Raw genomic sequence first — 19,731 nt, 5'->3', positions numbered from 1 at the left:
TCGTGGTCGTGCGTCGGATCCCGTCGGCTCACAGCCCATTACGTGACGGTCGGACGCTCGCGGCAGCCCGGCAGCAGCGCGGCGAGCTCCTCCCGGCTGCCGGTGCCGGTCTTGGCCATCGCCCGGTAGATGTGCCCCTCGACGGTCCGCACCGACAGCGTCAGGCGTTCGGCGACCGCGCGGCTGGACAATCCGCCCCCGATCAGCATCAGGATCTCGCGTTCCCTCGAGGTCAGCGGAAGGCGCTCGGCTGCGTGACGGATCGCCGGAGTGCTCACCCCGCACCGTTCGGCGAGCTCGGCGGCACGCACGGACGAGGCGTAGGCCGAGCCCCGCAGACCCCGGTGCCGATGGGCGAGGGCCGCATGGGCAGCGGCGTCGCCGGCAGCGACCAGATCCCCCATCGCCTCGAACTCTCCGGATGCCGCGTCCAGCCCGGCGCCGTCGCCGAGCTGGAGGGCATGTGCGAACCGCGTGCCGACACCCGCGCGCGGCCCGTCGACGATCCGGGCGAGTTCACCGAGGCGGGCCCCGACGGACGGGGCGCCGAACTGTGCCGCGGTCTGCAGGCACACCACCTCAGCGGCGAACTGCCCGTTGGCCCTTGTCGTTTCGGCTGCACCCAGCGACAGCCGGACGGCCTCACTCACCGCGCCCTGACAGGCCGCCGTCCACGCGCGCGCCAACTCGAATTCATGGTCGAGGAACCGCCACCCCGGGTGGCGCAGCCGGGTCAGGGTGTCCAGGGCGGCCCGCGCCGCATCGCCTGGGCCAGCCATCGCCGTCGCGATCGTCAGCGGCAACTGGTAGCGGTAGCCGAATCCGTTCGACTCACCCGAGGCGTCGAGGACGTCGACCGCCGCGTCCAGCCGGGAACGGGCAACCGCGATCGCTCCCCCCGCCAGGGCGGCCCGCCCGGCGATGGCGGAGCTGATCAGCTGCGCGATACCGGGCAGGTCGGCGGCCTGCGCGCGCAGCCGGTCTGCCACGGTTCGCGCCTCGGAGATGTCCCCGCTCTGCACGAGTGCGCCGACGTGCGCATCGGCGATGACGAACCGCAGCTGGGCTGCGTCGCAGACCCGCGCCACCTTCGCGTACGCGGCGACGGCGGTGCGCGCTGCGTCGGCGGTCCGGCCCGCGTCCGCCCATGCGACCACGGTCCCCCACGCGGTGACCGCCCCGACGAGGTCGGGCAGCTGATCCTCGGCCAGGCCGGCGCGCGCCTGCAGCGCCCGCTGTGGAACACCCATCGCCGCCCAGTACACAGTGCGGAAGGCGTCGAGGCAGCCACCCGCGGCCTGCTCCGCGACGGCGTCGACGACCTTCTTCGCGCCGTCCGGATCCGCCAGCGCGAACAGCCGGTTGACGGCCGTCAGGAAGGCGACCCGGGCCCGGTCGGCGTCGGTGACCCCGGCGTCGGGGATCGCGGTCAGCACCTGCTCGGCCTCCGCACCCCGGCTGAGCCAGGAAAGCGAGTGGGCGCGAACGAAACTCGCCTCCGGTCCAGCGCCTGCCAGGATTGCGGCCTCGGCGAGGCGGTCGGCAAGTGGGAGATCCGCGAGCCAGACCGCACCCTGCGCCGCCCGGACCAGCAGGTCGGGATCCTGGTCGAGATCCGATTCCGCGGCGAGCGCGGCCCGGCGCACCACGACGTGCATGTCGCCATGGTCGTCGCTGGACGCCAGTTCGGCGGCCACCAGTCCACGCAGCCGACGCAGCCGCGTCCCCGCAGCGCCGTTGCGGCGCACCTCTCCATACAACGGGTGCGCCACCCGCACCTGCATCCTTCCGTCGACCCGCTCTAGTGCGATCAGGCCGCGCTCGTCGGCTTCCTCGACGGCTTCGGGGCTGGCGATCCGGCGGAGGGAGGCCAGCTCGATCGGCTCGCCGACCGCGAGCGCGTCCAGCACGTCACCCACCGCAGGCGGCAGGACGCCTACCCGAGACTCGATGAGGTGAACCAGACTCGGCGGTACGACGGACTGGCCGACCCACCGCCAGATGCCGTGTTGTTCGACAAGGCGGCCCGCCCCGACCTCTTGCTCGACAATGTTGCGCAGATACAGCGTGTTGCCGCGAGTCATCTTCCACAGCCGCCGTGCCGCGTCGGGATCCAGCGGGCCGCCCAGCGCGGCACTCACCAGCGACACCGTCTCGTCATGCGAAAGTGGTTGCAGGTCAAGACGTTCGAGCTGACCGGCGGACCACACCTCCGGCAGCCCCGCGGGAACCGGTTCACCGGTTCGCACCGTGAGCACCAGTCTGGCGGCGCGCCGGAAGACGATCTGGTGCAACACGAAGATCGACAGTTCGTCGAGTAGCTGCGCGTCGTCGACGCCGATGACGACGGTGTCGTGTGCATCGTGTGAGGTCATCGCCTCGATGACGCCACGGACCAGTTGAAGGTCACCGCCCGCCGTCGCGGGCGCCGTCCACGCCTCGAACGCACCGAGCGGCAGCGTTCGTGCCGACGACGTCGCGACCGCCCACCGGACCTCGTTCCGGTCCGACGCGGCACCGAGGGCTTCGCGGGCGATGCGACTCTTCCCGATGCCACTGGGGCCGCACACCACGGTCCCGCTACCGGCGGAGCCCGTCAGCGAGCGTGCGATGAGAGCCATCTCCGGCGCGCGGCCGACCAGTGGCCAGTCAAGGGGCACAGCGCATTCCCCCAGCTGACGACTGCTTCTGCCCGCCGTTCGTCACGTCCTGCGCCCTCCGTCACGAATCCCGCTGGGAACGCACCCCCGCATCAATGTAGGAGATGTGGCGAAGCCACACGACCGAATTCGCTGTCAATGCGCTGGGCGGCTACGCGGTGGCACCGAGTATCGACCTACTCGATATCCCACGGCGGTGACCGACCGCGCTACGTAGGTGCGTTGACCGGATGCCCGTCACGGCCGGTCCAGCGCCGCGGTCAGCTTGGCCTCGGCCATCCGGTAGAAGCCGGCGAGGGACTGCTCTTCGACGTCGACGTATTCGCACACCACCTCAGGTGCGACTCCGGCATCGCGCAGCCGCAGGGCCAGCGAGTACGGGAGGGGCAACGCCCGCAGCGCCCGTTCCCGCGCGGTGATGTTGTCGGTCATCCGTGCAGCATGCACGCCCACGGACGCGACGGATCGAGTATGTCGGTACCCGAAATCCGCGGGCCGAGGTTAGGGCACGGTCAGGGCTCGCTGCCACCGGGTACGGCGCCCTTCACGGCGCGCGATGCCGCCCGGATCTGCGGTGTCACCAGCATGACCTGTCCAAGCACACCGTTGACGAAGCCGGGCGATTCGTCGGTGGACAGCTGTTTGGCCAGTTCCACCGCCTCGTCGACGGCCACCGGCTCCGGCACGTCCTGGGCGTGCAGCAGCTCCCACACCGCGACCCTCAGGATCGCCCGGTCCACGGCAGGTAGCCGGTCGAGCGTCCAGCCCTGCAAATGAGCCGAGATCAGGTCGTCGACGTGCGCGGCGTGTTCGGTCACGCCGCGCGCGACCGTCACGGTGTAGGGGTTGAGCGCGGACACATCCGGATCCTTGCGGGCCAGTTCGGTGCGCCCGTCGGCGATCTCGGCCGGCGTCAGCCCCCTGGCCTCGGATTCGAACAGTAGGTCGACGGCGCGTTTGCGGGCCTGGTGACGACCGCGGTCGGCACGACGGTCAGGCATTCACACGACCGAGGTAACTGCCGTCGCGCGAGTCCACCTTGAGCTTGTCGCCGGTGTTGATGAACAACGGCACGTTGATCTGCGCCCCGGTCTCCAGGGTGGCCGGCTTGGTGCCTGCGCTGGAGCGGTCGCCCTGCAGGCCGGGCTCGGTGAAGGTGACCTCCAGCTCGACGGTCACCGGCAGCTCGAGGTACAGCGGCTCGCCGTTGTGGAACGCCACCTGCACCGGCATACCCTCCAGCAGGAAGTTGGCGGCGTCGCCGACGAGCGACTCCGACAGCGGGTGCTGTTCGTAGTCCTGGGCGTCCATGAAGACAAAGTCGTTGCCGTCGCGGTACAGGTAGGTGGTGTCGCGCCGGTCGACGGTCGCGGTCTCGACCTTGACCCCGGCGTTGTAGGTCTTGTCGACCACCTTGCCCGACAGCACGTTCTTGAGTTTGGTACGCACGAACGCGGGGCCCTTGCCCGGTTTGACGTGCTGGAACTCGGTGATCTGCCAGAGTTGGCCGTCGATCTGGAGGACGAGCCCGTTCTTGAAGTCGGCGGTCGTTGCCACTGCGGTACTACTCCTAGGTTCAGCGTTAGAGAATGGCCAGTTCCTTGGGGAACCGGGTGAGCAAGTCGGGGGTGTCATGCCGATTGCCGAGGTTCGCACCGTGGCCACCGCCGGCAACCACCAGCGTGTCCTCGATGCGGACCCCGCCACGGTCGGGCAGGTAGACACCGGGCTCAACGGTCACCGCGGAGCCAGCAAGCAGTGTACCGGCGGCCGTCGAGTTGATACCCGGAGCTTCGTGGATCTGCAGGCCGACACCGTGGCCGAGGCCGTGACCGAAGTTGTCGGCGTACCCTGCGTCGGCGATCACCCGCCGGGCGGCGCCGTCCACGTCGGACAGGGTGACGCCGGGCGCCAGCGCCTCCCGGCCGGCCCGCTGCGCCGCCGACACCAGGTCGTAGAGGTCGAGCTGCCACTGCGCGGCGGGCGCAAGGACGAAGGTGCGGGTCATGTCGGAGTGGTAGCCGCATACCAGCGCGCCGAAATCGACCTTGACGAAGTCACCCGCGGCAAGCACCGCGCCGGTCGGCCGGTGGTGCGGGATCGCGGAGTGGGCCCCCGTCGCCACGATCGTCTCGAACGACGCGCCATCGGCCCCGTAATCGATCATCAGCGACTCCAGTTCGCGGGCCACGTCTTTCTCGGTGCGTCCCGGTGCCAGCCCGCCCCGCTCGACGAGGTCGTGCAGCGCGGCGTCGGCCGCCTCGCAGGCCAGCCGCAACAACGCGATCTCACCGGCGTCCTTGACCTCTCGCAGGGCCTCGACGGTGCCCGGCGCCCGCACCAGCTCGGCGCCGCCCGCCGCGTCGACCAGTGCGCGGTAGCCGTCGAACGTGACCACGTGGCTCTCGAACCCCAACAGCGACACCCCGTCGGCGCCCGCGCGAGCGGCCAGGTGCGGTCCACATGCGCGCTCGATGACGATCTGCGCGTCGGGCGCCTGCTGCGCTGCCTGGGTGCGGTACCGCCCGTCGGTGGCGAGGACCGGCGTCGAATCATCGGCGCGGATCAGCAGCGCCGCGTTCGAGCCGGTGAAGCCGGACAGATAACGCACGTTGACCAGGTCGGTCACCAGGATGGCGTCGAGTTCGGCCTCCACAAGCCGCTCCCGCAGTCGATCCCTGCGCTGGGAAATAGTCACGGTTGCTGACGCTACTCGCTAAGGTGTGGCCCCATGGACCAGCGAGGAGCCGAAGGCGGATCGCGCATGAGGACCAGCGAGGAGCCGAAGGCGGATCGCGCATGAGGACCAGCGAGGAGCCGAAGGCGGATCGCGCATGAGCAAGTGGCTGCTGCGCGGACTGGTGTTCGCGGCCCTCATGGTGATCGTGCGGTTGCTGCAGGGCGGGATGATCAACGCGTGGGAGACCAGGTCCGGCCTCATCAGCGTCGTGCTGGTCGCGCTCTACACCGTCGTGGTGTTCGTCTGGGGGGTGGTCGACGGACGGTCCGACGCCACGGATAACCCCGATCCGGACCGGCGCCGCGACCTGGCGATGACGTGGCTGATGGCGGGCCTGTTCGCCGGCGTGGTCAGCGGTGCCCTCGCGCGGTTCATCGGCATGTTCTACGACAGCATCTACGTCGGGGGGCTGATCAACGAGATCACCACCTTCGCCGCCTTCACCGCGCTGCTGACGTTCCTGTCCGCGGTGATCGGGGTGGCCGTCGGGCGCTGGCTGATCGACCGGAAGGCGGGCAAAGCCGCCCGCGACGCCGAGCAGGATCGCGCCGACACGGATGTGTTCGCGGCGGTCCGCGCCGACGGCTACGACACCGACCCGGGCGATGGCTCCGGGGATGGCCCCGGTGATCGCAAAGCCAACACCCCACCCGCCGAGCGGCGCGAAGACACCTGACCGGTTCGGCGGTGGGCGTCAGGCAGTCAGTCTCGCTTAGCGTGCTTGGTGGTCCGCCCCGTGAGTTCGTCGCTGTCAGGCAGCCCGAGGCCGGAAAGGGTGGTGTTCCGAGACGCAGGGCCCGAGCGTCCGGTCCGCTTCGAGCGCGACCGGTACTTCAAGGGTTTGGGCGCGGCTTCGGACGACCGATGGCACACCGTGCGGGGCGGGATCGACTCGCAAACCCTGCGGCGACGACGTAGCGGTGCGCTCGGCCGGGGACTCAACGACGACAGCCGGCGTCACTGGCGGGCGTGTGCACCGGGCAGCTGGATCCAGTGCAGCTGACAAGTCGTCGATTAGGCGCTGCATTCGAAGTGGATTGGGGACGAAGCTCGTTCGAGAGTCGCCAACCGTAGCTCGGATGTGGAAGGACGCGCGATCGGAGCCTCAGTCGGTAGAAAGTTGACAGTTGACTTGAGTTTTTCATGAGACCTTCGGCAGTAGGCGTGCCTGGTCGATGGTTTCTGTGATGTGAATATCTATGGTGTGCAATGCTTTTCGTAACTTTGGCGGAGCTGGTAGTTGGTCGGTGGACAGTCGCGAGCGTGACGGCCGGTCATGGACTTTGGTGTAGAAGATCGCAACATCGCAGCCCTGTGGCGGTGATGCGGTAGCGATTCTTGCCCGGAATACGGGTGATCAGTCCATTGCTCCCGAGCCGTTCCAGGTCGTGGCTGGCCTGGTTCATCGAGTAGGTCATGCCGCCGAGCAGACTGTTCCTCTCGGAGCCCGGACCCATCCGTGGCCCCGTCCGCTCCGAATTCCTGCCGACGCCCGCGCGACATTCAACATCCGTCGCTGGGTCAGGCGGGAGTGTGGGAAGGGGCTCGAAGTGTTACCACAGGTCAAGGGCATGGTGACCACGGTCGCGCAGTTGGCGGATTCGATCGTCTGTGTCCGGGTGGGCGTGGAGCAGCCGCGGCACAGCGCCGAACGGCTGATCGACGACGTCGAACTCCGCCGCTACGGTCCTCGCATCGTGGCCCAGACCTTCGTGGAGGGTGGAGAAGAAGCCGCGCGCAGCGAGCGTTTTCGGGGGCTGGCGGCCTACATCTTCGGCGGCAATCCACCCAGTGCGTGGTTCTACGATCCGCCGTGGACGCTGTGGTTCCGGCGTCGCAACGAAATCGCGATCCCGGTCTGAGCCGCGTAGTGCAACGTCGTCCCTGAGGGCGGTCGATCATTCTCCTGCACCGTGTTGCAATGCTGGCTCTGGCCACCCCACGCCGGGTCGTCGCCGTTGCGGCGCTGCTCATGGCAGCGGCTGCGGTTGTCGGACTGCCCGTCGCGGCTAGCCTGACCGCCGGAGGGTTTCAGGATCCGGAGTCGCAGTCCGCGCGCGCGACGCAAATCCTCAGGGACACGTTCGGCCGCGGGGACCTGCAGCTGGTGTTCACCGTCGCTGATCCGCGCGGCACCCAAAGCGCCGCCGCGCAAGCCGTCGGGCGGCAGATCGTCGACCGCGTCGCCCACGACCGGAACGTTGTCGACGTGATGTCGCCGTGGACGTCGCCGCACGCCGTCGACTCGCTAGTCAGCGCGGACGGTGCCTCGGCGTTGATCATCGCCGAACTCAGCGGCGGTGAGGAGGCGGCGCCGCGCCACGCTCAACGGCTGGCCGACGAAGTCAGCGCCGCCGTGTCACCTCGCGACGGCGTCATCGTGCTGGCCGGGGGTTCGGCCATGGTGTATGCGCAGATCAACTCTCAAACCCAGCGCGATGTCGTGCTGATGGAGGCCATCGCGCTCCCGCTGAGCTTCATGGTGCTGGTTTGGGTGTTCAAGGGATTGTTCGCCGCGGCACTGCCTGTCGCGATCGGTGCACTGGCGATCGTGGGCTCCATGGCGGTGCTCCGCATGGTGGCGTTGTGGGCCGATGTGTCGATCTTTGCGTTGAATCTGACCACTGCACTGGGGCTTGCGCTGGCCATCGATTACACGCTGCTGATCGTCAGTCGCTTCCGTGATGAGATCGCCGGTGGGGCTGACCGGGACCAGGCGTTGATCACGACGATGATGACCGCGGGACACACGGTGCTGTACTCGGCGACGACCGTTGCCCTGTGCATGGCCGCAATGGTGCTGTTCCCGATGTACTTCCTCAAGTCGTTCGCCTATGCGGGCGTAGCGACGGTGGCGTTGTGTGCGGCAGCGGCCATCGTCGTGACGCCCGCGGCGATTGTCCTGCTTGGAAAGCGGCTCGATTCCCTGGACGTCAGGCATGTGCTGGGCCACCGCAACAACCCGGGCAGATCAGTGCGGCAAGGGTTCTGGTACCGGACGACGGCGTGGGTCTCGCACCGCGCGGTCGCCGTCGCATTGAGCGGCACGGTGCTGCTCACGGGGTTGGGCTTGCCGTTTCTCGGGGTGTCGTGGGGTTTACCCGACGAGCGCGTGCTACCGCAAACGGCGTCGTCGCACCAAGTCGGCGACATAATGCGCTCGAACTTCGCCGACAATTCGCAAGCCGCGGTAACGGTAGTGGTACCCGACGCCGAGGGTGTGACGTCAACGAACTTTGACGACTACGCGCTGGCGGCGTCTCGGATCCCTGACGTGTCGGTGGTCAGCAGTCCGACCGGCACCTTCGTCGACGGCCGCAGGGTTGGTCCACCGTCAGGTGCAGCCGCAGTCGAGGGAGGAGCCGCTTATCTCACCGTGGGTAGCACCGCGGCGCTGTTCTCGGCAGCCTCCGAACAGCAGCTCGACCGCTTAGACGAGCTCGCTGGGCCGGGTGGGCGTTCGGTCGAGATGACCGGGATCGCGCCGGTGAATCGCGACAGTGTGGAGGCGATAACCACACGGTTGCCGTTGGTGTTGGGTGCAATCGCCGCGATCACCTTCGTTTTGCTGTTCCTGCTCACCGGCAGCGTCGTGGTGCCGATCAAGTCTTTGGTACTCAACCTGCTGTCGTTAACGGCGGCGTTTGGGGCGTTGGTGTGGGTTTTCCAGGACGGACACCTGGGCGCCTTCGGCACCACACCGACCGGAACGCTCGTGGCGAACATGCCGGTCCTGTTGTTCTGCATCGCGTTCGGATTGTCGATGGACTACGAGGTTTTTATCGTCGCCCGGATCCGCGAATTCTGGCTCGCCAGTGGCCGCACCCGGTCCGACAACGAGGAGAGCGTGGTCCGGGGCCTGGCCCGCACCGGCAGGGTGGTCACCGCCGCCGCCCTGATCATGTCCATTTCGTTCAGCGCACTGATCGCCGCGGAAGTGTCGTTCATGCGGATGTTCGGACTGGGGTTGACGCTTGCGGTGCTGATCGACGCGACGCTGGTCCGAATGATCCTGTTGCCGGCCTACATGCAGGTGTTGGGTCCGTGGAACTGGTGGGCCCCCTCCCCGCTGGCCCGATTGCACACGTTCCTGACGACCCGTCGAAGCAGCCCGCGGCGGTGCGCCGCCGCCGTCACGTCGAAGGAATGAACGCCTCACCGAAAATTTCGGCGAGGCGGACCCATCCGATCGCTCGACGGCTCCGAATACGTCGCGTGAGCCCACCAGGTCGGGGCGGTCGCGCGACAGAAGGAGAACGTAGGTGAGCGGTGGTGACCGAAAGGGGACGGTGGTGGCGGCGCTGGGAACGCGGCCGTATCGGCAGCGTGGTGGTGCACCGACGGTCGCGATTTCCGGGTGGCGCGCGGAGCTGCGCGCGGCAGTGCGCCGGCATCTGAGCGACTTCCTGCACGAGGAATGCGTCGGGCGGCTCGACGCGGCCCGTGTCGACATCGCCGGCGATGTGCTGCGTGACTTCCTCGACGGCGGCAAGTACGTGCGCTCGACGTTCATGTATCTCGGATGGCTATGCGGGGCGGGTGAGGACGACGCCGCGGTGCGCGCATCGGCGAGTCTGGAACTGCTGCATGCGTTTGCGCTGATGCAGGACGACGTCATGGACGCGTCGCCCCTGCGGCGGGCTCGGCCCTCGGCGCACGTCCTGTTTACCCGATGGCACCGTGACCGAGCACTCGCGGGTCCCGCGGAGCGCTTCGGCGAGTCCGCGGCGATCCTGCTCGGCGACCTGTGCTTGGTGTGGGCCGAGCAGATGCTGCGGCGCAGCGGCGTCGGCCCCGAGACGCTGGCCCGGGTGTGGCCGCGCTATGACGACATGCGCACCGAACTCGCGATCGGCCAGTTCTCGGATCTGGTCAACAGCTCGCAGGCCTTCCCGAGTCTGGACGAGGTGCTCGACGTCCTGCGGCGAAAGTCGGGCAACTACACCGTGCGCAGACCGCTGGAGATGGGTGCGGTGATGGCCGGGTGTGACGCCCATATTCTGGATGCGTTGTCCGGCTACGGGACTGCTATCGGGGAGGCGTTCCAGCTGCGCGATGACCTGCTGGGGGTGTTCGGAACCCCTTCGCTGACAGGAAAATCCGCCCGTACCGACATGGAGGCGCACAAGGCCACCAGTGTCATTGTCGCCGCGTATGAACTGGCCGGGCCCGGGCTGCGCCGTGAGCTTTCGGAACTGATGACCATGCCGCAGTTCGACATCGGCGCTGTGGAGCGCTGGCGTAACCTGATCGTGGCCAGCGGTGCGGTGCAGTGGATCGAAGAACTCATCGCCGTACGTCGTGGCTATGCGCTGAACTTTCTCGACCGGGCCGCGATCCCGGACATCCCCCGTACGGCACTGATCGACATGGCCGTCGCCTGCACCAAGCGGGCCGCCTGATGCGTACCGTCAACGGCAGAACCGACCGTGTCGTCATCGTCGGCGCCGGACTGTCTGGGCTGTCGGCCGCGTTGCAGTTGGCCGGTCGTGGCCGCTCCGTGACTGTCGTAGAACGTGGCGCGCATCCCGGCGGGCGGGTCGGTCGCGCGAACATCGCGGGGTACCGGCTGGACACCGGCCCGACCGTGTTGACCATGCCCGACGTCGTCGACGACGCTTTCGCCGCCGTCGGCGAATCGTTCTTCGATTCAGTTGTGCTAGACAGAGTTCAACCCGCTTATCAGGCACGCTTCGCCGACGGCAGCACGTTGGCAGTGCACTCCGAGCCTGCGGCGATGGCCGCCGAGATTGAGCGGTTCGCCGGCTCTCGGGAAGCCGACGGTTACCTGCGGCTGCGCAAGTGGCTGGCCAAGCTGTATGACGCTGAGTTCAACGCGTTCATCGCCGCCAACTTCGATTCACCGTTGTCGCTGCTGACCCCGCGGCTCGCACGGCTGGTCGCAATGGGCGCTTTCCGGCGGTGGGAACCGATGGTGCGCCGCTTTCTGCACGATGAGCGACTTCTGCGCGTGTTCACCTTTCAGGCGCTCTACGCCGGAGTGCCACCGCAGGGCGCGCTGGCGGTGTACGCCGTCATCGCGTACATGGACACCGTCGCAGGTGTCTACTTTCCGCGCGGTGGGATGCGCGCGCTGCCCGATGCCATGGCCGCCGCAGCATCGCGGGCGGGCGTCCAGTTCCTCTACGATTCAACGGTTTCCGACTTGGAGTTCAGCGGATCACGGGTCACGGGAGTCCGGACCAGTAGCGGCGACCGCATCGGTGCCGACGCCGTGGTGCTGACCACCGAGTTACCCGAGACCTACCGTCTGGTGGGGCGCACACCACGGCGGCTGCTGGGGCTTCGGGCCGCCCCCTCCGCTGTGGTCGCCCATATTGGATGTGCGGCAGTGGGCGACCGAGCGGGCCACCACACGATCCTTTTCGGTGAGGCATGGAGGCAGACCTTCCGCGACATCATCAAGGACGGATGCGTGATGGGCGATCCGTCCCTGCTGGTCACCCGGCCGACTGCGGGCGACCCGTCCCTGGCGCCGGCTGGGCGCGACCTCCTCTACGTGTTGGCGCCCGCGCCCAACACCGAGGTCGGCGTGGTGAATTGGGACGCCATCGAGTCCACCTATGTGGAACAGATGCTAAGCGCGGTGCGTGAGCGGATGCCCGGTGTCGGCGATGACGCCGAAGTGCTTGACGTGGTAACCCCCACCGGCTGGCGCCGTCGAGGCATGGCGGCCGGCACACCGTTCGCGTTGTCCCACACGTTCGCCCAGACCGGGCCGTTCCGGCCCGCCAACACCGTGCGCGGCGTCGACAACGTCGTGCTGGCGGGCTCGTCGACCGTCCCCGGCGTCGGAGTTCCGACCGCAATCCTGTCCGGTCGGCTGGCCGCCGATCGGATTACCGGGGTATCCGCCCCTCGCCAAACCTCGGAGGTGAACGCCCATGATCAGCTCAGAGCTTGACGCCGCCGGAGTGCGCGAACCCTCGCTACGCGAGGCGTACCGGCGCTGCCGCGCCGTGAACGCACGGCACGGCAAGACGTTCTTTCTTGCCACCCGGCTGTTGGCGCCGCGGCAGCGCCCGGCGGTGCACGCGTTGTATGCATTTGCCCGAGGCGCCGACGACATCCTCGACGATGTCGACCGGCCGCTCAGCATCGAGGAACGCGCCGAAAGCCTTGAGCGGCTGTCCATCCAGCTGTTCAGCAGTCTCGTGGAACACCGACCTGCTCAGGGGGATCCGATGCTGACCGCAGTGGTGCACACCGCGCGCAAGTACGCAATCGGTTGGGATCTGTTCGGCGACTTCCTGGCATCGATGCGGATGGACCTGACGGTGACCGACTATGCCGACCGGGTGGCGTTGGAGCGGTACATGTACGGCTCGGCTGAGGTCATCGGCTTGCAGCTGCTGCCTGTCCTGGGCACGGTCGGCCCGCGCGAGGAGGCGATGCCCTATGCGGCAGCCCTGGGGAAGGCGTTTCAGCTGACCAATTTTCTTCGCGACGTCGACGAAGACTTGATGCGCGGACGCGTGTATCTACCCGCCGACGAACTCGCCGCCCACGGCGTGGACCGCGATCTGCTCATGTGGTGTCAGAGCAATCGGCGGACCGACGGCAAAGTGCGGGCGGCGCTTGCCGAACAGCACGCCCTCACCCGCGCCGTCTACAGGCAGGCGGAGCCGGGCATTGCCATGTTGGCGCCGGCATCACGTCCCTGCGTGGCCGCGGCTAGGACGTTGTATTCCGACATTCTGTCGCGCATTGAGGCAATCGATTTCGAGATCTTCGGTCAGCGCGCGACGGTGGGCAAGACGCGGCGCCTGACAGTCGGCGTCACGGGCATCGCCAAAGCGTGGGTGAATCGATTACCGGACGGGAGTATGTGACGGTGGATCGCTGGCAGTACCTGATGGTTCTGAGCGCTTGTCTGCTTATCACGCTGCCACTGGAGTTTTTCGGCAAGGGTATCTATCGCAGGCCCCGGCGCCTGGCGAAAGCGATATTGCCGCTCCTACCGGTTTTTTTGGTGTGGGATGCCATCGCCGTCGCCAATGGAGTGTGGTGGTACAACCCCGTCTACATCACCGGGCTGATCGTACCCGGCAACCTTCCCCTCGAAGAGGTCCTGTTCTTCGTGGTGATCCCACTATGCGGACTGCTGGCGTACAACGCCGTCGACACCATTTTGACGATGGCGCGCCGCCGCAGCGAGAAGACCAGTAGCTCACGATGATCGGACTGGGCTATACCGTGCCGGCGGTGCTGGCCGTCATCGCGGTCGGCGCGCTCGAGGTGCTGGTGCTACGTACCGGGCTGTTCCGCCGTCCGGCCTACTGGATCGCGATGGTGATCGTGCTGGGTTTCCAGATACCGGTCGACGGCTGGCTGACCAAACTTAGCGCGCCGCTGGTGCTTTACGACGACGACCATTTCAGCGGTATCCGGTTTCCGTGGAATATCCCGGTGGAGGACTTCCTGTTCGGTTTCGCGTTGGTGACGGCGGTGTTGCTGCTGTGGGAGCGTGGCGGTGTCAGGGCGGGTCGGTCGGTGCAGCGGGAAGACCGATGACCTCCGACGGCTTCGACCGCCGCCGGCAGAACTTGCCGGGCCGTCCGGGTCGCCTCGCAATCGCCGCGGGGCAACGCGTTCCGCGGGTGGTCGTGGTCGGCGGTGGCATCGCTGGATTGGCCGCGGCCACGGGGCTGGCCGAACGCGGCATCGCCGTCGACGTTCTCGAACGGTGTGACTACCTCGGCGGTCGAGTCGGTGGGTGGTCGGACATTCTGGCCGACGGGTCGACGGCCGCGATGAATCGGGGTTTTCATGCCTTCTTCCGCCAGTACTACAACCTGCGGGCCCTGCTGCGCCGGAGCGACCCGGACCTGTCGGCATTGACGCCCGTCGACGATTACCCGTTGGTCGATGCCGCCGGGCGCCGTGACACGTTTCGCGGTCTGCCGACGACGCCGCCGCTGAACGCGCTGGCGTTCGCGCTGCGCAGCCCCACTTTCCGCTTGCGTGACCTGCTGCGGCTGGACGCGAAGGCGGCCGCGCCGCTCGCGACGGTTTCCGTGCCGGATACGTATCGCCTGCTCGACGATCGGGACGCGGCGACATTCCTGCGCGACATCAGATTTCCCGACGCCGCGCGCCATCTGGCCTTCGAGGTGTTCGCGCGCAGCTTCTTCGCGCGGCCCGAGGCGTTGTCTGCCGGCGAACTGGTCACCATGTTCCACATCTATTTCATGGGTTCCAGCGAGGGGTTGGTCTTCGACGTCGCGAATGCGAACTTCGATGTGGCGCTGTGGAATCCGCTGCGGCGATACCTGGAAGGCCTCGACGTGACGTTTCACACCGAAATCGAGGCGTGCGGCGTCATGGCGGACAACGGGATCACGGTCAAGACGACGAGCCGCGAGTTCCGTGCCGATGGCGCGGTGCTGGCCGCCGATGTTGGCGGGTTACGCCGCATCGTGGCCGCATCACCGGATCTCGGTGACGCGGCGTGGCGGGAGCGCGTTGCCGCAATGGGAACCGCGCCGCCGTTCGTGGTGCTGCGGTTGTGGCTGGATAGCCGGGTGGATGCCGATCGTGCCGCGTTTGTCGGGATTGGCGGGCGCAAGCCGCTGGACAACGTGAGTGTGCTGGAACGGTATGAGCACGACGCAGCGCAGTGGACCGCCCGCACGGAAGGTTCGGTTGTGGAATTGCATGCCTACTCGGTAGGCGACTCCGATGAGCAGGTACGGACCGCATTGCTTGCACGCATGCATGAGCTGTACCCGGAAACGCGCGACGCCGCGATCGTGGACGAACGGCTCCTCCGTCGTAGCGACTGTCCGCGTTTCGCACCAGGAGATTTCGCGCAGCGCCCGACGGTGAGAACCCCTGACCCGCGTGTCGTGCTCGCCGGGGACGGGATCCGCGTCGATCTGCCGGTTGCGCTGATGGAACGCGCGGCCACCACCGGCTGGTCGGCCGCCAACGAATTGCTGACCCGGTTCGGGTTGGCCGGGCATCCGCTGCAGACGGTGCCCAACCAGGGACGTTCAGCCCTGCTTCGTCGCCTCGCCCGCACCTTCGGGGGTGTCGCCTGATGGACACGGTGGCCGTATGGCGACGCAAGATCGCCAAAGCCTCACCCTTTCAAATACTTCCGAGTTCTCCGCGGTCATCGAACGTGCCGACCTATCGGGACGCCAACCCCGCCGTCATCCGGGCGGCATTGAATCGTGCGCGCCGCCGGCCCGGCGAAAACTGGTTCGCGTTCGCGGCAAGCGCGGAGATCACCGCCACAGCGTTCGGCGCCAGCGTGGCGGGCCACCAACTGGTGGCGTGGCGAGACAGTGACGGTGCGCTGCTGGTCGCCCCGCGCGCCTGCCCGCACCTGGGTGCGGACTTATCTTCAGCGGCGGTGGAATGCGGGACACTGGTATGCCCATGGCATGGGCTGCGGCTGGGCGCGCAGCGGCGCGGCCGCTGGACGCCGTACCCCGCGCACGACGACGGGGTCCTGTGCTGGGTGCGGCTCGACGCTAGATCCGAGTGCGGCGCAGACGCACTGCTCCGCACCGACGCACCGGTCGTGCCGACGCGCCCGGGAAATCCGGCACTGGCGGTGGTCACCCGCCTCGAAGGTGTCTGCGAGGCGGCGGACATTGTGGCGAACCGGCTGGATCCGTGGCATGGCGCATGGTTTCACCCATACTGCTTCAGTCGGCTAAAGGTGCTCAGCGCGCCGCCCGTCGACGACGATCTCGTCGACGCCGACGATCGCTTCCTGGTCGAGGTCACCTTCCGCATCGGCAGGCTCGGGGTACCCGTCATCGCCGAATTCAGGACTCCCGGCCCGCGCACCGTGGTCATGCGCATCGTTGACGGCGAAGGGCAGGGCAGCGTCGTCGAGACACACGCCACGCCGGTGGGGGTCGGTCGCGATGGCCTTCCCCGCACAGCGGTCATCGAGGCGGTGATCGCGCACTCCGACCGGCCGCACTTCGGCAAGGCGCTCGTCGCCGCGCCGTTGCTCCGAACCGTGACCAGGCGCGCCGCGACCCGCTTGTGGCGCGACGATCTGGCATACGCCGAACGGCTTTTCGAGTTGAGGTCTTAACCTCCGTGTCCGACGCCCGCCGCCTGCAGCAGGGGAACCTGTTCGACCGCCCAGGGACTGAGCACCCATGGAATCTCGGCCGCCGCGCGAAGCTGTTCCCACGGCACCCAGGTGTAGTCCATGATCTCCGCCGCGTCGGCGCGCACCGGCCCCACGGCTCGACCGCAGAACACCGGACATACCTCGTTCTCGGCGCGGCCGTCGACCGCCACGGCGCGGTAACGGAAATCTGGCAGCACACAACGCAGGTCGCTGATGCCCGTGCCCAGTTCCTCGCGAACCCGGCGGGTCACCGCGGCCGCCACCGATTCACCCGGGGCGGGATGACCACAGCAGGAGTTGGTCCAGACCCCCGGAAATGTCTGCTTGTGCAAAGCGCGCCGAGTAAGCAGCACCCAGCCTGCACTGTCGAACAGGTAGCAGGAGAACGCGAGATGCAGCGGTGTGGACGCGTGGTGGACCTCCGACTTGAGGGCGGACCCGATGCTTCGGCCCTCGTCGTCGAGAAGGACCACCAATTCCTGGCTTTCACACCCGCGGCACGCACCATTGGGGTTGACGGATTGCATAGACACCACCCGGAGTTCGAAGAGATACGACGGCTCGATGAAGTTGTCGGAAAGTATTCGTCGCCGAACCCCACAGGGATGGGACCGGCTGCGGCGTTCGGCGACAACCGATGGCAGTAGTCCTGGCCTACACCTCACCTGCTCTGGGGCACCTGTTCCCGTTCTGCGCACTGTCGAACGAGCTCGTCGCGCGCGGACATCGCGTGCATGTGCGCACGCTGGCCGACGGCGTCGAGCTGTGCCGCTCGCTGGAATTCCAGGCCGAGGCGGTCGATCCGCGCATCGAAGCGCTGCAGCTCGCAGACCCGACGACCCGTAGTGTGCTGCGGGCGGTCGGCAACACCGTGCGGGTGTTGTCCGCCCGAGCGGCCATCGAGGTCGACGACCTGCTGGGCGCGCTGGACAGCGCCGAACCGGACATCGTCATCGTCGACGCCAACTGCTGGGGAGCGATCTCGGCCGCCGAGGCGCAGTCCCGTCCATGGCTGGTGTTCGCGCCGTTCATCCCGTACCTGAGGGCGGCGGGATCGCCGCCTTTCGGGGCCGGCGCGGCGCCGATGCCGGGAGCGGCGGGCCGGATCCGCGATTGGGGAATCGGCACCGTCACCAGCTTCGTCTTCGACCGACCGTTCAGCCGCGGGATGTGTCAGGTGCGGAACAGCTTGGGTTTGCCGACAGTGTGCAGCGCCGACGGGCTGCTGCGCCGTGCTCCGCGGCTTCTGGTGGCCACCGGCAAACCCTTCGAATATCCGCACACCGATTGGGGTCCCACGGTGGAGCTGATTGGTCCCGCCGAGTTCAACCTGCCGACAGCGGAACACCCATCGTTGCTCGACGGCATCGACGCACCGATCGTGCTGGTGACAACCTCGTCGGTTCGACAGGCCGACGACTGCCTGGTCAGCACCGCTATCAAGGCCCTCGACGGTCAGCCGGTGCACCTGGTCGCCACGCTGCCCGCCGGGGGCGACACAGCGATCAGACGTCGCCGCGGCGTGACTCTGGCGCGATTCGTCCCGCACTCGATAGTCCTCGAGCGCGCGGTGTGCGTGATCACACACGGCGGAATGGGGGTCACCCAGAAAGCCCTCGCGCGTGGAATTCCTGTCTGTGTGGTGCCATTCGGGCGGGATCAATTCGAGGTCGCCCGCAGGGTAGAGGTCGCCCAATGCGGAACCCGGCTGCCAGCGAGCCGGCTCAACGAGGAGCGGCTACGCGCAGCCGTGCAGAAAGCGATGACGATGTCGACCGGCGCGGCGGCGGTAGCGCAAGGATTCGAGGCGACGGGCGGAGTTCGCCGCGGCGCCGAACTGGTAGAGGAGTCGCTGAAACCCGCGCGGCCCCGCCCCGCGGGATCGGCGCCGTCGGCCGCTTCCGCTCCGCCGATGCCCGGCCACGCACTCGACACAGCGTGCGACCCTTAACGCAAACTCGCCTGCCAACCACCTGGCTCTGACCCACGAACCTGCGAACCAGACCACTTAGGCAGGAGACGGGGCGAGTTCCGAGTACGCCGCGGCCAGCAGCGCCGGGTCGGGTCCCTCCAGCCGTCCGGGCTTGCCCAGCCCGTCGAGCACGACGAACCGCAGCACACCCGCGCGAGTCTTCTTGTCGCCTGCCATGTACTCCAGCAAGTGGGGCAGCGCGTCGGCGTCATAGCTGACGGGCAGCCCCAGCGAGGTGAGGACCGTGCGGTGCCGATCCGCCGTCTCGTCGTCCAGCCGGCCTGCCAGCCTGCCCAGCTCGGCCGCGAACACCAACCCCACCGACACGGCCGCGCCGTGGCGCCACCGATAACGTTCGCGGCGCTCGATCGCGTGCGCCAGAGTGTGGCCGTAGTTGAGGATCTCGCGCAGCTGCGATTCCTTCTCGTCGGCGGCGACCACGGCGGCCTTGACCGCCACCGCCCGCCGAATCAACTCAGGCAGCGTCGCACCGGTCGGATCCAGGGCGGCTTCGGGATCGGCATCGATGAGATCGAGGATCACCGGGTCGGCGATGAACCCGGCCTTGACCACCTCGGCCATGCCGGCGACGATCTCGTTGCGCGGCAACGTCTCCAGGGTTGCCAGGTCGACCAGGACGGCCCTGGGCTGATGGAAGGCACCCACCAGGTTCTTACCCGCGTCGGTGTTGATGCCGGTCTTCCCGCCGACAGCGGCATCGACCATGCCGAGCAGTGTGGTCGGCACGTGGACGACGTCCACCCCGCGCAGCCAAGTGGCAGCGGCGAACCCGGCGACATCGGTGGCCGCACCGCCGCCGAGGCTGACGACGACATCCTTGCGGCCGACCCCGATGCGCCCCAACACATCCCAGATGAAGCCGACGACCGGCAGGTCCTTACCCGCTTCCGCATCCGGTATTTCGATGCGATGTGCATCGATTCCCTTGTCCACCAAGTAGTTTCGAATAGACTCCGCGGTCTGCGCGAGCACTGGCTGATGCAGGATCGCCACCTTGTTCCTACCCTCGAGCAGCCGGCCGAGTTCGGTGAGCAACCCGGTCCCGATGATCACCGGGTACGGCGGATCGACCAGTACGTCCACCGTCACGGGTTCAGTCACTGTTGCACTCCGGGGGTCGCTTCGTGTCGTGCCAGGCCGGGCGTCTCACCCTGCTCGGGGCGGGCCGTCCCGCCTCCCGTTCGCGTCGGCTCGGCAGGCACCGGACTGCGCTCCG

18 protein-coding genes are annotated in these 19,731 nt (G+C 67.8%); 11 read left to right on the top strand and 7 right to left on the bottom strand.

Annotated features, from left to right (window positions below; translation table 11 throughout):
- Positions 1-38: 38 nt before the first annotated feature.
- The 5 genes from ADBZ6K_RS00810 to ADBZ6K_RS00790 form a co-directional block, all read right to left on the bottom strand.
- A complete protein-coding gene (locus ADBZ6K_RS00810) occupies positions 39-2,660 on the bottom strand; it encodes a helix-turn-helix transcriptional regulator (protein WP_526343929.1) in 2,622 nt (873 codons plus the stop codon).
- 237 nt (positions 2,661-2,897) lie between these two features.
- Positions 2,898-3,092 carry a hypothetical protein gene (locus ADBZ6K_RS00805; protein WP_526343928.1) on the bottom strand — a complete coding sequence of 65 codons (195 nt, stop codon included), beginning with the start codon at positions 3,090-3,092 and terminating at the stop codon, positions 2,898-2,900.
- An 80-nt stretch (positions 3,093-3,172) separates the two neighbouring features.
- A complete protein-coding gene (gene nusB, locus ADBZ6K_RS00800; RefSeq protein WP_526343927.1) occupies positions 3,173-3,661 on the bottom strand; it encodes a transcription antitermination factor NusB in 489 nt (162 codons plus the stop codon).
- The gene (gene efp, locus ADBZ6K_RS00795) at positions 3,654-4,217 is read right to left on the bottom strand and encodes an elongation factor P (RefSeq protein ID WP_526343926.1); all 564 of its coding nucleotides are present in this window, start codon (positions 4,215-4,217) and stop codon (positions 3,654-3,656) included. The genes nusB and efp overlap by 8 nt, the downstream gene beginning before the upstream one ends.
- Positions 4,218-4,242: 25 nt before the next feature.
- Positions 4,243-5,358, bottom strand: a complete 1,116-nt coding sequence (locus ADBZ6K_RS00790; protein WP_526343925.1) for a M24 family metallopeptidase — start codon at positions 5,356-5,358, stop codon at positions 4,243-4,245.
- Positions 5,359-5,494: 136 nt separating this feature from the next.
- On the opposite strand from ADBZ6K_RS00790, the gene ADBZ6K_RS00785 reads away from it, so the two are divergent.
- The 10 genes from ADBZ6K_RS00785 to ADBZ6K_RS00740 all read left to right on the top strand — a co-directional run bounded on the left by ADBZ6K_RS00785 (position 5,495) and on the right by ADBZ6K_RS00740 (position 16,480).
- Positions 5,495-6,076, top strand: coding sequence for a B-4DMT family transporter (locus ADBZ6K_RS00785; protein ID WP_526343924.1), 582 nt, complete (start codon positions 5,495-5,497; stop codon positions 6,074-6,076).
- A gap of 874 nt (positions 6,077-6,950) precedes the next feature.
- Positions 6,951-7,262, top strand: coding sequence for a heme-binding protein (locus ADBZ6K_RS00780; RefSeq protein WP_526343923.1), 312 nt, complete (start codon positions 6,951-6,953; stop codon positions 7,260-7,262).
- Between the two features lie 59 nt (positions 7,263-7,321).
- The gene (locus ADBZ6K_RS00775; protein ID WP_526343922.1) at positions 7,322-9,550 is read left to right on the top strand and encodes an MMPL family transporter; all 2,229 of its coding nucleotides are present in this window, start codon (positions 7,322-7,324) and stop codon (positions 9,548-9,550) included.
- 112 nt (positions 9,551-9,662) lie between these two features.
- Complete coding sequence (locus tag ADBZ6K_RS00770; RefSeq protein WP_526343921.1) at positions 9,663-10,802, top strand: polyprenyl synthetase family protein; 1,140 nt, start codon at positions 9,663-9,665, stop codon at positions 10,800-10,802.
- On the top strand, positions 10,802-12,325 hold the full coding sequence (crtI, locus tag ADBZ6K_RS00765; RefSeq protein ID WP_526343920.1) for a phytoene desaturase family protein: 1,524 nt from the start codon (positions 10,802-10,804) through the stop codon (positions 12,323-12,325). The genes ADBZ6K_RS00770 and crtI overlap by 1 nt, the downstream gene beginning before the upstream one ends.
- Positions 12,306-13,253 carry a phytoene/squalene synthase family protein gene (locus ADBZ6K_RS00760; RefSeq protein WP_526343919.1) on the top strand — a complete coding sequence of 316 codons (948 nt, stop codon included), beginning with the start codon at positions 12,306-12,308 and terminating at the stop codon, positions 13,251-13,253. The genes crtI and ADBZ6K_RS00760 overlap by 20 nt, the downstream gene beginning before the upstream one ends.
- A gap of 2 nt (positions 13,254-13,255) precedes the next feature.
- Positions 13,256-13,600, top strand: a complete 345-nt coding sequence (locus ADBZ6K_RS00755; protein ID WP_526344330.1) for a lycopene cyclase domain-containing protein — start codon at positions 13,256-13,258, stop codon at positions 13,598-13,600.
- Entirely contained in the window at positions 13,597-13,935 is a 339-nt protein-coding gene (locus tag ADBZ6K_RS00750) for a lycopene cyclase domain-containing protein (protein ID WP_526343918.1), read from the top strand. The genes ADBZ6K_RS00755 and ADBZ6K_RS00750 overlap by 4 nt, the downstream gene beginning before the upstream one ends.
- Positions 13,932-15,464, top strand: coding sequence for an FAD-dependent oxidoreductase (locus tag ADBZ6K_RS00745; RefSeq protein ID WP_526343917.1), 1,533 nt, complete (start codon positions 13,932-13,934; stop codon positions 15,462-15,464). The genes ADBZ6K_RS00750 and ADBZ6K_RS00745 overlap by 4 nt, the downstream gene beginning before the upstream one ends.
- A complete protein-coding gene (locus tag ADBZ6K_RS00740) occupies positions 15,464-16,480 on the top strand; it encodes a DUF5914 domain-containing protein (protein WP_526343916.1) in 1,017 nt (338 codons plus the stop codon). The genes ADBZ6K_RS00745 and ADBZ6K_RS00740 overlap by 1 nt, the downstream gene beginning before the upstream one ends.
- Here ADBZ6K_RS00740 and idi read toward each other — a convergent pair.
- A complete protein-coding gene (gene idi / locus ADBZ6K_RS00735) occupies positions 16,477-17,049 on the bottom strand; it encodes an isopentenyl-diphosphate Delta-isomerase (RefSeq protein ID WP_526343915.1) in 573 nt (190 codons plus the stop codon). The genes ADBZ6K_RS00740 and idi overlap by 4 nt on opposite strands.
- Positions 17,050-17,159: 110 nt before the next feature.
- Between idi and ADBZ6K_RS00730 the strand changes: the two genes are divergently transcribed.
- Complete coding sequence (locus tag ADBZ6K_RS00730) at positions 17,160-18,473, top strand: glycosyltransferase (RefSeq protein ID WP_526343914.1); 1,314 nt, start codon at positions 17,160-17,162, stop codon at positions 18,471-18,473.
- A gap of 57 nt (positions 18,474-18,530) precedes the next feature.
- Here the strand turns inward: ADBZ6K_RS00730 and aroB are convergent, their stop codons facing one another.
- Positions 18,531-19,616 carry a 3-dehydroquinate synthase gene (gene aroB, locus ADBZ6K_RS00725; RefSeq protein ID WP_526343913.1) on the bottom strand — a complete coding sequence of 362 codons (1,086 nt, stop codon included), beginning with the start codon at positions 19,614-19,616 and terminating at the stop codon, positions 18,531-18,533.
- Positions 19,617-19,731 lie beyond the last annotated feature (115 nt).

The sequence above is a fragment of the Mycobacterium sp. genome, from assembly GCF_044223235.1.
Taxonomy (GTDB): domain Bacteria; phylum Actinomycetota; class Actinomycetes; order Mycobacteriales; family Mycobacteriaceae; genus Mycobacterium.
This window is presented reverse-complemented; position numbering and strand designations above follow the sequence as displayed.

Coding starts and splice junctions, on each gene's coding strand:
- ADBZ6K_RS00805 (WP_526343928.1), bottom strand. CDS start 3,092: ATGACCGACAACATCACCGCGCGGGAACGGGCGCTGCGGGCGTTGCCC.
- nusB (WP_526343927.1), bottom strand. CDS start 3,661: ATGCCTGACCGTCGTGCCGACCGCGGTCGTCACCAGGCCCGCAAACGC.
- ADBZ6K_RS00785 (WP_526343924.1), top strand. CDS start 5,495: ATGAGCAAGTGGCTGCTGCGCGGACTGGTGTTCGCGGCCCTCATGGTG.
- ADBZ6K_RS00775 (WP_526343922.1), top strand. CDS start 7,322: ATGCTGGCTCTGGCCACCCCACGCCGGGTCGTCGCCGTTGCGGCGCTG.
- crtI (WP_526343920.1), top strand. CDS start 10,802: ATGCGTACCGTCAACGGCAGAACCGACCGTGTCGTCATCGTCGGCGCC.
- ADBZ6K_RS00760 (WP_526343919.1), top strand. CDS start 12,306: ATGATCAGCTCAGAGCTTGACGCCGCCGGAGTGCGCGAACCCTCGCTA.
- ADBZ6K_RS00750 (WP_526343918.1), top strand. CDS start 13,597: ATGATCGGACTGGGCTATACCGTGCCGGCGGTGCTGGCCGTCATCGCG.
- ADBZ6K_RS00745 (WP_526343917.1), top strand. CDS start 13,932: ATGACCTCCGACGGCTTCGACCGCCGCCGGCAGAACTTGCCGGGCCGT.
- ADBZ6K_RS00740 (WP_526343916.1), top strand. CDS start 15,464: ATGGACACGGTGGCCGTATGGCGACGCAAGATCGCCAAAGCCTCACCC.
- idi (WP_526343915.1), bottom strand. CDS start 17,049: ATGCAATCCGTCAACCCCAATGGTGCGTGCCGCGGGTGTGAAAGCCAG.
- ADBZ6K_RS00730 (WP_526343914.1), top strand. CDS start 17,160: ATGGCAGTAGTCCTGGCCTACACCTCACCTGCTCTGGGGCACCTGTTC.